This window comes from Verrucomicrobium sp. BvORR106, from assembly GCF_000739655.1.
In the GTDB taxonomy this organism is placed as follows: domain Bacteria; phylum Verrucomicrobiota; class Verrucomicrobiia; order Verrucomicrobiales; family Verrucomicrobiaceae; genus Verrucomicrobium.
Genome location: NZ_BATR01000007.1, coordinates 1 through 12,802 on the forward strand (window position 1 = coordinate 1; position 12,802 = coordinate 12,802).

Consider the following 12,802-nt stretch of genomic DNA (forward strand, 5'->3'; position numbering starts at 1 on the left):
GCTCCTGCTCCTGCCATTTCTCCCTCAGTACCGGCTGAACCCTCGGGTGCCCCGCCCACCGGTGGCGCTCCCGCGAAGGTGATCGACTTTGGTGATCGCCCCAGCGCAGCGACTTCCACCCCCGCTCCGGCCGCCTCCATGGCGGCCGCTGAGTCGGGGCGCGCTCTGGGAGAAGCGCCCTCGACCACCTCCTTCCCGGCCAAGACACCACCGCGCACCATGGGCGCTCTGACTCCGGCAGCCGCCACCCCGGCTCCGGCCCCTGCCCCTGCTCTCACGGTGACAGCAGCCACCCCAGCGGCTCCCGCACCACCTTCTCCTCCTCCCGCTCCCGCCCCGGTCACCCCCGCTCCAGCGGCAGCCACGGCGAACGCCACACCCGCAGCACCGATGGCGAAGGAAGAGGAAACTCTCCGTGCCGCAGTGAAGAAGTCCGAGAAAGCCAAGAAACCCGAGGAGTGGTTCTCCGCCACCCACGATCTGTGCGTGTACCTGTATCGTGATGGCCGCTACCAGGAGGCCCGCGACACCGCGGCAGAACTGGTGGCCAAAGCGGTGAAGACCCTGGGCAAGGACCACAAGGACACCCTCCAGTACTGCAACGACCTGGGTGCCTTCCATTTTTTCCTCAACGAGTATGTGGAAGCAGAAAAGTTCTACCGCATGGCCTTGGAAGGACGCGAAAAGACGCTGGGCAAAGACCACCGCGAGACACTGCAGAGCTCCAACAACCTGGCCGTGCTGCTCAAGGCCAAGGGTGACCTGCGCGGTGCAGAAGCCCTCTACCGCACCAATCTGGCGGCCAACGAACGCACCGACGGCAAAGACAACCCCTCCACCGCCGCCACCCTGAACAACCTGGGCTTGGTGCTCCTGGATCTGGGAGAACCGGTTGAAGCTGAGCAATGCATCCGCCGCGGGCTCATCATCCGCGAAAAAGAACTGGGCCCGCAATCCACAGACACCCTCGACAGCCAGAACAACCTGGCCCTCATCCTCGCCAGCAAGCGGGAGTATGAAGAAGCCGCCAAGCTCTACCGGAAGGTGCTCATCGCCCGCGAAGGTCTGCAGGGAAAGGAACACCCGTCCACCTTGAAAGTGGCCGAACGCCTCGCCGGCGTGCTGGGCAATCTGAACAAGCATGAAGACTCCATCATGCTCTACAAGCGCGTGCTGGATGCCCAGGAACGCAAACTGGGTCCTGACAACGAGGACACCCTGCTCACTGTTACCAACCTGGCCTACGCCTACTACCTCGACGGCGAATTCGAAGCCGCGGAACCCCTCTTCGAACGCGCCATGACCGGGCTCGAAAAGCTGCTGGGCCCCGATCACCCCTATGTCGCCCAGACGGCGCACAACTTCTCCCTCATGCGTGAGAAGCAGGGGAAACTGGACCAGGCCGCCGTCCTGGCCGCCAAGGCCGTCGCCGCCGCGCAGAAGACCCTGCCAGACAGCCACGCACAGCGGGCCGCTTATGAGAAGCACCTCGCCAGCCTCCGCTCCTCCGGATCCAGGTAATAACTTCAGGTCACCGGATCTCGTGCACCCCTAGTCCACCTTGATACGGGGCTTCATTTTCTCAAAAGTCTTGTCGCCGATCCCTTTGACGTTCTTCACGTCCTCCACGGTCTGATAGGGTCGGCCTTTGATAATCGAGTGCGCCGTCTCCGGCCCGACTCCCGGCAGTGTTTCCAGCTGGACTGCCGTGGCCGTATTGAGATTCAGCACTGCCGTGGCGGGGTCATGAAACTTCCGCCAGGCCGCGATGCCCGCTGCCGCCAGGATCAGGACGGCCACCAGCGCGAGAAACAAGTAGTTTCCACGACGCGACGCCGCCTTCCGTTCCTCCCGCCGGCGGATCGCCGACGATTCATCGTAAAGTTCACCCATTTCCCGTGAAGCATACCGGGATTCCCTCCAGGAGGCAACCCGCGGATGTGAGCGACGAACCCCTCAGGCGGTGGTCCAGTTCACCACCACGGTCTGCTCCCGCTGGTTGCGATCCAGGTACTTCACATGGCCATGCTCGGCCCCGTACTCGTGGATGCACTTGGTGACTTTCACGTCATAGCAGCAGTACTCGGCGATCTCCGCCAGCTTCCCCTGCTGCCACCAGCGGATGGCCTCCAGACCGTCCGCCGTCTTTCCCGCGCCGAGAGTGGCGCTCGCCAGGGACTCCAGCTTCAGCCGGTGGCCCACCTTGGTCTCGATGTCCGCCATCAGGTCCAGGCTCTGCAGCTCCTCCTTCAGGTCAAAGGCGTAGTAGCCCATGAGCACCCCGTAGTCGAAGCTGATGTGGTTGAACCCAATCACGAGGTCAGCCCGGCGCAGCTGGGTAATGAGATCCTGCACGGTGCTCTCCGTGTAGATGTGGTACTGCCCCGTCTTGCTGCTGTAGGTGCAGCCGATGGACATGCCCATCTGGTGCTTGTTCTGCCAGCCACCGACATCGTTGGCGGTGCGCTGGGTTTCGAGGTCAAAGTAAACAATATCGCGGGCCATGGGTTCCTGTGTCCATGGCATGCGGTGGTCACTTTGGCAAGTTGCGCATGGCCTCGAGCACTTCCTTGCTCATCAGCAGGGTCAGCACGCCCAGCACCAGCAGGAGGGCGACCAGCCCCGCCAGCACCACCATGCGCCAGGGCTCAGGCTGACCATGCTCCACGCGCGTAAGGCAGCTTTCATCCCAGGAGGTGACGCCTTTCTGGAGGAGGCGGATGCGCCACCAGGCCATGGCGATGAGGGCAATGACCGGCACCAGACAGAGGCCCATGCCCTTCAGCCACACCTGGACGGAGCGCAGCAAGGCCTGCTGGTAGGTGGGCAAGCTGCCATCCAGGTTGCGCACCTGAATCCGCAGCAGCGCCTTGCCAGGGGTGGCACCCCGCTGACTAAGGAACCAGGCCTCCAGCGGGACAAAAAGCAGCAGCGTGACGGAATTGATCAGCCACTGCTCCATCCCCGGCCTCAAGAGCACCTCCGCCGCCTCAGGAGGCAGCAACCCACGCAAGGCCAACCCCAGCGTGAAGCTAAACCAGAAGTAGTCCACCATACGCGCCCAGAAGCGCATCCAGGGACGTGGGCGATCCAGCTCCTTCAGGGCCACATGCCGGGCAGCCTCTGCCGCCGCCAGCATTTCAGGAGCCGGGGGCCAGTACCCCTCGAAATCCTCCAGCTCTTTCAAGGGAAGCCAGTCCGGCACCCCCAGGCGCCACACCAGTTCATCCCCCTTCAGCAGACCATCACGGATCTGCTCGATGATCCGAAATTGCGAATGCGGTCCAGTGCGGTCACCTGCGATGGAGAGATGATATTCCATCCTCAGGAATAGGGGTAAGCAGCGGGGCTTCGTCAGCTATGGACGAGGCCCCCGCAGAAATGAGACCGGTCAGAGACGATAGACGATACGGGCCTTGTCACCATCGTAGTGGGACATCTCCAGCTTCACCTGGTCGCCAATGACGAGACGGATGAAACGCTTGCGCATCTTCCCGGAGATATGGGCGAGAACTTCGTGGCCGTTACCCAGCTTCACGCGGAACATGGTGCCAGCGAGCACGGCGGAAACGGTCCCTTCCAGCTCGATCGGCTTGTCCTTGTCCTCCATGCCCTCAGGGCTCTGGCCCAGCTGAGGACCAGGGCGACCCATGAAGCCACCACGGCCTCTCGGACCCCCGCGCCCGCGCCCGCGACCACCTCCGCCACTCCGCCGAGGAGGGCCAGCATTTCGGGGTCCAATCCCGCCTTGCGGGGAATCATTGCGGTTCGGTTGATTCGGCTGGGGTGTCATATTTGATCTACAAAAAAACAAAGGCACAGAGATTGCCCGAAGGTGCCGCCAGAGAAGGGGCCTGACAAGCTGAAAGTGGGCAATCCCTCCTTCACTACACCCGAATCCCTCTGAATTCTTGTTATCTTGGAACAAAAATCAAGGTCCCGGCAGCTTCATCCTTCACATACTTCACGGCCACGGACTTTTCTCCCCTGCCGCGCGGCAGCAACCAACCTTCCAAATCGAACTCGTACGTGCGACCGTGAGAGTAGCGCGTCCACCCCTGGCAGAGGCCCTGTTTGTCATACACGTACACATCACGCCAGGCCTTCCGGGCAGTGAGAAGAGGATCCACATAAGCCGTGGCACCTGTGCGCTCCAAGAACTCCGGAAGCAGCACCTGGCTCAATAGCGTGAGGTTATACTGCCGCAGCTGATACCGGATGGCCGGGCCGGGCTCCTGCCAGGAGGCAGTGAGGCTGCCGTCACGCTCTCGCAGCACGCCATAGTCCACCAGCCGCTGCTGGGCGGCCTTCACCGCCTCTTTGGCATCAGACTTGGAGGACGCACCGATGAGCGACTGCAGCTCACTCGTGGGCAGGGACCACAGATCCACCCGGTCCGCCACCTGGGAGATCGCCCGCTCCATCTGCTGGGCCAGCGGGCTCTTGCCGGTCCCGCCGTCTGCCGTCAGCTTTGTCTTGAGGGCCTCCTGGAGGTTCTTTTGTGACTGCTCCGCCGCAGCCTTGTCCTCGCCAGCGCTGAGCTTTCGCCAGGCTTCCTGCGCGGGAGCGAGATCCGCAGCCAGTGCTTGAAATGCGGTCACGGCTTCTTTCCCGAGCGCCTCGGTCACCAGGCGGATTCCCCGGGTCGCCCCGTCACCCCCCAGCCTGCGCCCCAGAGCCAGCCAGCGGAGATCTGTCGTCGCCGGCATCCCCAGATCAGGATTTCCCGCGTCGTAGCAGATTTCCTGGATCCGGCCTTCGCCATCATAGAAGCGCATTTCGTTTGCCGGCATGGCAAAGCAGACAAACGCCGGAGCCGACCAGGAGACCCCGTTTCCCACGAACACCCCCACATCCACCCGGTGGGAGGTGATGCCGGTCGCCGCCTTCGTTTCAGACTGCCACTTCACCGTGATGCGCGCCGTGTCTCCATTGCCTTGAGGCTCGATCTTCACGCGGTCAGGATCCCCCTGGAGCAGCACCCACTTGTAGGTCAGCGGACGACGCATCAGGTCGGGCGACTTGCGCGCCGTGACCACGATTTGCCGCTCCTGGGCGGAGCCACGAAAAACACGGGCGATGACGCCGGGCACGTTCCCCAGCTTTTCATCTGTCACCGCATCCAGCTCGAAGAAGTCCTTGTTGGCCGAGGCTCCGGTCTCCTCCAGCACCTCCAGGATGGCTACCGGCGGGATGAGCGGCGGCAGCATGTCATGAGCTTCCGTCACCATCTTTGTTTCATCGATCTGGCCGCCATCGAACACTGGCGGGTGCGCTGCCCCTGTGAAGTAGTCCGCCTCCGTCTTCACCATGCGGTTGCTCTTGCGGAAGATGGCCTGCAGGGTGGGCGCAAGGATGCGGTTGCGCAGCAGCAACTGCTGCGTCTCCGGCGGCAGCGCAGCCGCGGCACCAAAGAAGGCCTGGAGGAAGGGCTGGTCCGTGAAGGAGGAGCCTTGGGAGATCACCACGAAGGGCGTGTTCGCCGCATACAGGTCCCCCCAGCCATTGCGCCCATTCCAGCCAGGGTCGTAATCCTGATGCTCCGGGTAGAAATAGAGGTTGTTCCCCAGATACTGGGCGTTGAGGAACTCGAACCCTTGCCGGTTGCCCATGTAGAGCCGCGGCAGACTGCCTCCCTTGTCGGCTGGCGCGGACATGGAACAGTTGCCCAACACTGGAAACGGGCGCACTTGGTTGGCTGGCCCCACATCCGCCTTGCGCTCCTTCTCGGCCGCCGTGGGCTGGTACAAATCCACCTGCGGCCAGACTTTGACGTCGTACTGCGAGTGGCCGCCATCGCGGTTCTCGTAACGAAACCCGTTGAGCCCTGCCGCCGTGCCCTCACCATGCCACTTCAGGATGAGCTTCCCCACCTCGTCTGATCGCGTGGTGACCTGGGCGGACAGATTGGGTGAGCCCAGCCACGCGCCAAGGGTGATCAACGCGCCCCAGGCAAAAGTGATGCCGGGAATCTGCCTGGTGAAGCCGTGCTGCATGCCTTTGCCTTTCCTTACATTCCCTTCCCCACAACCCTGCTCCGTGTGAAGAATCCTTCACAAGAGTACCGTCCAGCAGGAATAACCACCGGGCGCATACGTGTCAATACGGCTGTTCCTCCGGCATCTCTGCGTTTTGTGTGACAGATGTGACAAAGCAGAGGTTGCGGGCTGGCGGAAGCACGCTAGAGCACCCGTCATCCGCCGCGAGATCCGCGCCGTACTTCTTCCCGCCAGATTGTTGAGCTGTCTGCCACCCGTCAGAACTGGAATGGCCATCCCTATCATCATCAACCCCGCTGCCAATAGCACCAAGGCAGCCGCCCAAATGGAGCGCATCCGTCAGCTGCAACCCGCACCGGAGATCCACGTGACTGAAGGCGTGGGGAATGCCCGGGACATCGCTGCCCGGCTGGCCGCCGAGGGCCGCCCCATCGTGGTGGCAGCAGGAGGAGACGGCACCGTCAATGAAGTGGTGAATGGTCTCGCCTCCCACCATCTGACACTGGCGGATGCTTCCAAGCACACGGCGCTGGGGATCCTGCCCGTGGGCACCATGAATGTGATGGCCTATGAAATGGGCCTGCCAGGACGAAATCTGGAAGCTTGCTGGGAGGTGATCCAGTCTGGAACAACGCGAGAGATTGACCTGTGGCAGGCGAATGATCAGTACTTTGCCCAACTCGCCGGCGTGGGCTTTGATGCCGAGATCGTGCAGCAAACCCCATGGGAAATGAAGCGCCGCTTTGGCCCCCTCAGTTATGTGATGACCGCTGCCCGCATCCTAGGCCAGGAAGCCCCAGTGCTCTCAGTAGAAATCGAGGGGCGCCCCCCACTCTTCGGCTCCGTGGTCCTGCTGGGAAACGGCCGTCACTACGGCGGGCCAGTGCGGGTGTTCCGCGATGCCTCCAACACCGACGGCCTCCTGGACGTTCTGATCTTGCATCAGCGTCGTCCGCTGGAGGCCTTCCAATTCCTCGCCGCCCTTGTGGCCACGGGCTACCAGGAGTGCAATGACATCGACTACCTTCAGGTGAAGTCGCTCAAGGTCACTTCAGAGCAAGTCGTGCCCTATGAGCTTGATGGCGAACTCGGCCAGAACACCCCGGTGGAGATCAAACTCGCCCCGTTCAAGTTGAAGGTGCGGACCGGGGTTTGAAGTTTTCAGTTGTTGGCAGCGCCCAACAACGCTCGCCAAAACAAAGCGGCCTTCGAGTTCCCCCGAAGGCCGCTTTTCATTTCAGTGCTGAAAACTGAAAACTCCCTACGCCCCCACCAGCTTACGGGCTTCGTCCAGGGCTGCATCCACCTTGGCCACATCCTTGCCGCCCCCGCGGGCGAAGTCCGGCTTGCCGCCGCCTTTGCCGCCCACGATGGGAGCGACGGTTTGGATGATCTTGCCAGCCTGAGCGCGGGACTGATGGTCCTTGCTCACCGTGGCGATGATGGCCACGCTGCCGCCCGCCGTGCCCGCGAGCACCACGATGCCGCTGAAGAGGCTCTTCAACGCATCGGACACTGCCATGACGTAGTCGCCGTCCACATCGCCAAGGTTGGCAACGATGGCGTCGTTCGTGGCAGAGCCAAGCAGCGTCTTGGCACGCCCGGCGGCTTCACGCTGCTGGGCAGACTTGAGCGCCTTTTCCAAAGCCTTCTGCTGATCGAGGAGTGACTCGATCTTCTTCTCCAGATCCAACGTACCCTGAGCGAGCACTTTGCCTGCGAGCACCTTGAGCAGGTCCGCATCGCTACGGGCCGCCTGATAGGCCTCCAGTCCGGCGACGGCTTCGACACGACGCACACCAGCGCTCACTGCACTCTCGCCCACCAGGCGGAAGAGGCCGATCTCGCCCGTGGAGCGGGTGTGAGTGCCGCCGCAGAGTTCCATGCTGTAGCCATTGAGGGCATGGGCCTGGCCGCCGATCTGAACGACGCGAACCTTGTCTCCATACTTCTCTCCGAAGAGCTGCATGATACCCGGGTTTGCCTTCACCTCCGCATAGGCAAGCTCGTCCCAGGAGACCACATCGTTGGCCACGATACGCTCGTTCACCAGGCGCTCAATGTCAGCCAGCTGTCCGGGGGTAAGGGCCGCGCTGTTGAAGTCAAAGGTGAGCTTGTCCGGCGTCACGGAGCTCCCCTTCTGAGTGGCTTCCTTGCTCACCACTTCATGGAGAGCCCAGTGCATGATGTGGGTGACCGTGTGGTGACGCTCGATAGCACGACGGCGGGTGAAATCCACCACCAACTGGGCTTCCATACCCACTGCCGGGGTGTCTTCACCGTCCAGGAAGTGCAACCAGGTGTTGCCGATTTTCTGTGTATTGGAGATCGGGAAGCTGTCCGCGCCGATGATCAGTGCGCCTGAGTCTCCCACCTGACCGCCCATCTCTGCGTAGAAGGGAGAGCTGTCGAGTACGACCGCCGACTTGTCCTTCACAGAAACGACTTCCAACACCTTGGCCGGAGCTTCGAGGTTGTCGTAGCCAATGAACTTGGTGGGCTCTTTGGTTTCAATTTCGCTGAGAGAAACCACCTGTTTCTTGCCCTGACGGTCGGCCAAACCACGCTCCTTCTGTTCCTTGAGGAGGCGCTCGTACTCTGGCACATCCACGGTCAGGCCGCGCTCACGGGCCAGAAGCTGAGTGAGATCGATGGGGAAGCCAAAGGTATCGGAGAGACGGAAGGCCACCTCACCGGTGATCTCCGTGCCTTTACCTGCCAGTTTGTCCGCCTCAGACTCAAAGAGACTGATGCCGCGGTCGAGCGTGCGGTTGAAGCTTTCCTCCTCCATCTTCAGGACGGATTTCACGTGCTCCTTGCGAGCACGGAGTTCAGGAAACACCTCGCCCATGTGCTGGGCCAGCACATCCACCAGCTTGTAGAAGAAGGGCTCCTTGAACCCGAGCGTGCGGCCATACTTCACCGCACGGCGCAGGATGCGACGCAGGGTGTAGTTGCGGTCGTTGTTGCCGGGGGAGATGCCATCGGCGATGGAGAAGCTCAGCGTGCGGATGTGGTCGGCGATGACGCGGAAGGCCACGTCGATCTTCTCCTGCTCCGTATCGCCCGTGCTGCCAGCGACAGGCAGGGTGCTGGCATAAGCCTTGCCGCTCAGCTTCGAGAGCTCGTCGAAGATGGGCTTGAAGACGTCCGTGTCGTAGTTGCTGATCTTCGCGTTCTCGAAGTCCGTGAAGTTCTTGGTGCCCTGGATGATGCTGGTCACGCGCTCAAAGCCCATGCCCGTATCCACGTGCTGGGCGGGGAGCTTCGAGAAAGTCTTGTCCGCATTCGCATTGTACTGGATGAACACGTTGTTCCAGATCTCAATGCAGTCAGCACTGCTGCCGTTCACCAGCTTGGCACCTTCACGCTGGCGGTCTTCGTCCAGATCGCGGGGACCGGGCGTGAGGTCGATGTGGATCTCCGTGCAGGGACCGCAGGGGCCGGTCTCCGCCATCATCCAGAAGTTGTCCTTCTTGTTGCCGTTGACGATGTGGATATCCGGATCCAGGCCCACACTGCGGAATTTCTCCGCCCAGTAGCCCCAGGATTCTTCATCACGCTCGGCGGGATCGCCTTCGCCCGGCTGGTAAATGGTCGCGAACACGCGGGTCGGCGGGAACTTCCAGCGCTCGATCACGAGTTCCCAGGCCCAGGAGATGGCGTCCTTCTTGAAGTAGTCGCCAAAGCTCCAGTTCCCGAGCATCTCGAAGAACGTGTGGTGGTAGGTGTCCAGACCCACGTCTTCCAGGTCATTGTGCTTGCCGCCGGCGCGGATGCACTTCTGGGTGTCCGCCGCCCGGGTGGGCAGTCCTTTGTGCAGGACGCCCGGCCAGGTGTCCACATCCGCCGGACGCTCTCCCAGGAAGATGGGGACGAACTGGTTCATCCCGGCATTCGTGAAAATGCGCGCTCCGTCCCGGCTCGTGTAGCCGACGTTGTCGCTGGGCACGATCGTGTGCTGCTTCTCTTTGAAGAAGTCGAGGAAACTCTGGCGGATCTGGGCGCTGGTCATGGGATGCGGGCGGAAAATGAGCGGGGACACTAGCCCCGTTTCGGCGGTCGGCATAGGAAAAAGTGGGGCACCGGGCGTCGGGAGCCCCTTGGGGCAAGTCGGCGCTTGCCCCCACCGGGGGGGTTGTTCTATCTTCGCCCCGTATGGACTCACCACCGCCGCCCCCGCCGTCAGAAGGTCCGAATCCTCAGTTTCCACCGACTCCGCCTCCCGCAGCGGCGGAGATCCCGCCTCCCCCTCCCCAAGGCCCGTACGGCTCTTACCTCCCAGAGTCGCCCGGCTGGGCCGCCAGCCCCGATGAACGCAACCTGGCATTGTTTTGCCATCTGGGCAGTCTGGCCGGCTATGTCCTGCCGTTCGGCAACATCCTGGTGCCACTCATTCTGTGGCTCGTGAACAAGGACAAGATGCCCTTCGTCAACGACCAGGGGAAAGAGTCCGTCAATTTCCAAATCTCCATCACGATCTACGTGGTCGCCTCCGTGGTGATTACCTTCATCACGTGTGGGTGGGGCTTTCCCGTGCTCTTTGGGCCTCCGATCTTCTCTCTAGTCATGGTTATCATCGCCGGTCTGGAAGCCAACAAGGGCATCGCCTACCGCTATCCTTTGTGTATCCGGATGATCAATTGACCGATGTGACGTAGGCTCGGCCCTTCTCCCGCTCGGCCCCAACGCAGTCCCCCTCATAGGTTTTCCCTCTCCCTCCTCTACCACCACCTCAACCGCTCCCATTCTCTTCTCATGGACGAAAAAATCCTCTCCAAGCCCAAAGATCCCATCGACGAATCGCACGAGTCCGTCGGCCTGTTGGATGCCCTGCTGGACCTCTCCTTCAAGACCGCGATCACACCCAAGATCGTGCAGATCCTCTACATCGTTGGTCTGATTGCCGCCGCCCTCTTCACTGGTCGCTGGGCTCTCGACTCATTCATGCGCGGCATCATGGGCGGCATGACCTCACTTCTCTTCGCCCCTATCCTCTTTATCTTGTATGCGCTGCTCACCCGCATCCTGCTCGAGGTCGTGGTGGCCCTGTTCCGGATCCTGGAGCATCTGAAGAGCATTGACCGGAAGACGAAGTAAAGGGACTCCGTATTGCAAAGATGTACCGTTGGAGGAGCCTTTCCGAAGATGAGCGAAAGGTTCTTCTCCAATGGAGGATCGATCAGTTAAGACCTTTTCACAGCCCTCCGCATGGATCGGGCGAAGGGGCCTGTTTACTCACCGCAGCGTGCTTTGAGCATCGCCCCATCATTGGCCAAACAACGGACCGACTACGCAACTTCTGCGGAGCATTGATTGGCGAACTACAAGCCACTTGTAAGCAAATCCATGCCTGGGTTGTGCTACCCAATCACTATCACGTTCTGGTCACCACAGTGGACCTGAAGCGGACTTTGTCTGAACTGGGTCGTTTTCATGGTCGCACCTCCTTTGCATGGAACGGCGAGGAGGTGAGTCGTGGCAGGCAGGTGTGGTGCAATGCCCTGGATCGCGACATGCGCAGCGAAGCGCACTTCTGGGCCACCATGAACTACATCCACCACAATCCGGTTCGGCATGGCTACGTCTCCAAATGGCAGGACTGGCCATTCTCATCCGCACGTGACTACCTGGAGAGTGTCGGTGAAACAACAGCTGCCCAAACCTGGCGCAATTTCCCTCTCAAAGGCTACGGCGCAGATTGGGACGAACCATCCCTATAGCAACGCATCAGGGGCTCTGTTTGGAGTACAGACTTTAGTCTGCTCAGGGGTAGCTCGCGCAGGCTGAAGCCTGGACTCCATACAGCTTCCAGCACACCACACAGCCTCTCTCTCCCTCTCCATCTTCGCATCTTCCACGCCTTCATCGCCTGCTGAATGGCGGTTCGTAGTTATCCTCCAGCTCTCCTGACTTCCCTCGGAGTGCGGCCCAACCACAGTTTGTAGGCGGCGGTGAATGCGGAGACGCTACGGTAGCCAACAGCCCAGGCGACGGCTTCCACCGTGAGGGCTTGTGACTCTAGCAGATAGGTGGCCCTGCGAACTCGCAGATAGCTCAGGTGTTGAAGCGGACTGCGGCCGAGTTCTTCTTGGGTGAGGCGACGCAGATGGACCTCGCTCATGCTGGCCATACGCGCCAGCTCCGCAGCGGTCCAGGGGTGATCAAGGTGGGCATCGATCTTCTCCCACAACTTGATGAGGCGACTGTTCGTCGTGATTCTGCCAGCGGCACGCACCACCTGAAGGTGAATGAGCTTCAGCCAGTGTTCGATGATATGAGGATCTGCTGCTCCGTTGAACTCTTGATAGAAGCCCAGCATGGCCCATTCGAAAGGACGCGGATCCACCTGGAGCAGGGTGGGTTGTGCCACGGGGATGGTGGGCTCCTTTCTGAGGGGCTCGTCGTAGAGCACCCAGAGCATGCGCCAGGGGACACCCACGGATTGGGCCCCATGCGTCTGATCTTTGGGAAGGAGGGTGGCGCAGCCGGAGGTGTAGGACGTCCATCGGCCTTCCAGCAAGACCTGGCCAGTTCCTTCGAGACAGACGTTGATGTGGGAGAAGTGGGGGTGGTGACGAACGATCTTATATCCCTCCCCGAGACTGCCCATACCTACACCGATCATGTGGTGCGCCGCAAGGGCTGGGCACACCTGCGAGGAGATGCCCCATTGTCGGGTGTGCGGCCCGACAATGTTCGTTTCCGGCACATGTTGGATTGGCTGAAGCATGGTCGAGCAAACAGATTGAGGTACACTTGCTTTCTGAAAATGCAGGCCGGCAGCATGTGAGCTGCCGTTC

The 12,802-nt window shown here is 61.3% G+C and carries 12 protein-coding genes; 5 read left to right on the forward strand and 7 right to left on the reverse strand.

What is annotated here, in order from left to right:
- Window positions 1-1,521 (forward strand): tetratricopeptide repeat protein (locus tag BV106_RS00945; protein WP_038159071.1); only part of this gene is annotated, 1,521 nt, incomplete at its 5' end.
- Window positions 1,522-1,551: 30 nt separating this feature from the next.
- Here BV106_RS00945 and BV106_RS00950 read toward each other — a convergent pair.
- The 5 genes from BV106_RS00950 to BV106_RS00970 all read right to left on the reverse strand — a co-directional run bounded on the left by BV106_RS00950 (window position 1,552) and on the right by BV106_RS00970 (window position 5,996).
- The gene (locus tag BV106_RS00950; RefSeq protein ID WP_081891412.1) at window positions 1,552-1,893 is read right to left on the reverse strand and encodes a helix-hairpin-helix domain-containing protein; all 342 of its coding nucleotides are present in this window, start codon (window positions 1,891-1,893) and stop codon (window positions 1,552-1,554) included.
- Between the two features lie 63 nt (window positions 1,894-1,956).
- Complete coding sequence (locus BV106_RS00955) at window positions 1,957-2,505, reverse strand: ribonuclease H-like domain-containing protein (protein ID WP_038159253.1); 549 nt, start codon at window positions 2,503-2,505, stop codon at window positions 1,957-1,959.
- 28 nt (window positions 2,506-2,533) lie between these two features.
- Window positions 2,534-3,322 (reverse strand): RDD family protein, encoded by a 789-nt coding sequence (locus BV106_RS00960; protein WP_038159074.1) that lies wholly within the window; start codon window positions 3,320-3,322, stop codon window positions 2,534-2,536.
- 69 nt (window positions 3,323-3,391) lie between these two features.
- A complete protein-coding gene (gene infA / locus BV106_RS00965) occupies window positions 3,392-3,610 on the reverse strand; it encodes a translation initiation factor IF-1 (protein ID WP_038159077.1) in 219 nt (72 codons plus the stop codon).
- Between the two features lie 304 nt (window positions 3,611-3,914).
- On the reverse strand, window positions 3,915-5,996 hold the full coding sequence (locus tag BV106_RS00970; RefSeq protein WP_038159081.1) for a hypothetical protein: 2,082 nt from the start codon (window positions 5,994-5,996) through the stop codon (window positions 3,915-3,917).
- 271 nt (window positions 5,997-6,267) lie between these two features.
- Here BV106_RS00970 and BV106_RS00975 point away from each other — a divergent pair, with 271 nt between their 5' ends.
- Window positions 6,268-7,155, forward strand: coding sequence for a diacylglycerol kinase family protein (locus BV106_RS00975; RefSeq protein WP_051944660.1), 888 nt, complete (start codon window positions 6,268-6,270; stop codon window positions 7,153-7,155).
- Between the two features lie 105 nt (window positions 7,156-7,260).
- Here the strand turns inward: BV106_RS00975 and alaS are convergent, their stop codons facing one another.
- The gene (gene alaS, locus BV106_RS00980) at window positions 7,261-10,014 is read right to left on the reverse strand and encodes an alanine--tRNA ligase (RefSeq protein ID WP_038159084.1); all 2,754 of its coding nucleotides are present in this window, start codon (window positions 10,012-10,014) and stop codon (window positions 7,261-7,263) included.
- 143 nt (window positions 10,015-10,157) lie between these two features.
- On the opposite strand from alaS, the gene BV106_RS00985 reads away from it, so the two are divergent.
- The 3 genes from BV106_RS00985 to BV106_RS00995 all read left to right on the forward strand — a co-directional run bounded on the left by BV106_RS00985 (window position 10,158) and on the right by BV106_RS00995 (window position 11,722).
- On the forward strand, window positions 10,158-10,646 hold the full coding sequence (locus tag BV106_RS00985; protein ID WP_081891414.1) for a DUF4870 domain-containing protein: 489 nt from the start codon (window positions 10,158-10,160) through the stop codon (window positions 10,644-10,646).
- A 111-nt stretch (window positions 10,647-10,757) separates the two neighbouring features.
- Complete coding sequence (locus BV106_RS00990; RefSeq protein WP_038159086.1) at window positions 10,758-11,099, forward strand: DUF4282 domain-containing protein; 342 nt, start codon at window positions 10,758-10,760, stop codon at window positions 11,097-11,099.
- Window positions 11,100-11,359: 260 nt separating this feature from the next.
- Window positions 11,360-11,722, forward strand: a complete 363-nt coding sequence (locus BV106_RS00995; protein WP_265595197.1) for a hypothetical protein — start codon at window positions 11,360-11,362, stop codon at window positions 11,720-11,722.
- Window positions 11,723-11,892: 170 nt separating this feature from the next.
- On the opposite strand, the gene BV106_RS01000 is transcribed toward BV106_RS00995, so the two are convergent.
- Window positions 11,893-12,732: an AraC family transcriptional regulator gene (locus tag BV106_RS01000; RefSeq protein ID WP_265595198.1), complete on the reverse strand. Its 840-nt coding sequence runs from the start codon at window positions 12,730-12,732 to the stop codon at window positions 11,893-11,895.
- Window positions 12,733-12,802 lie beyond the last annotated feature (70 nt).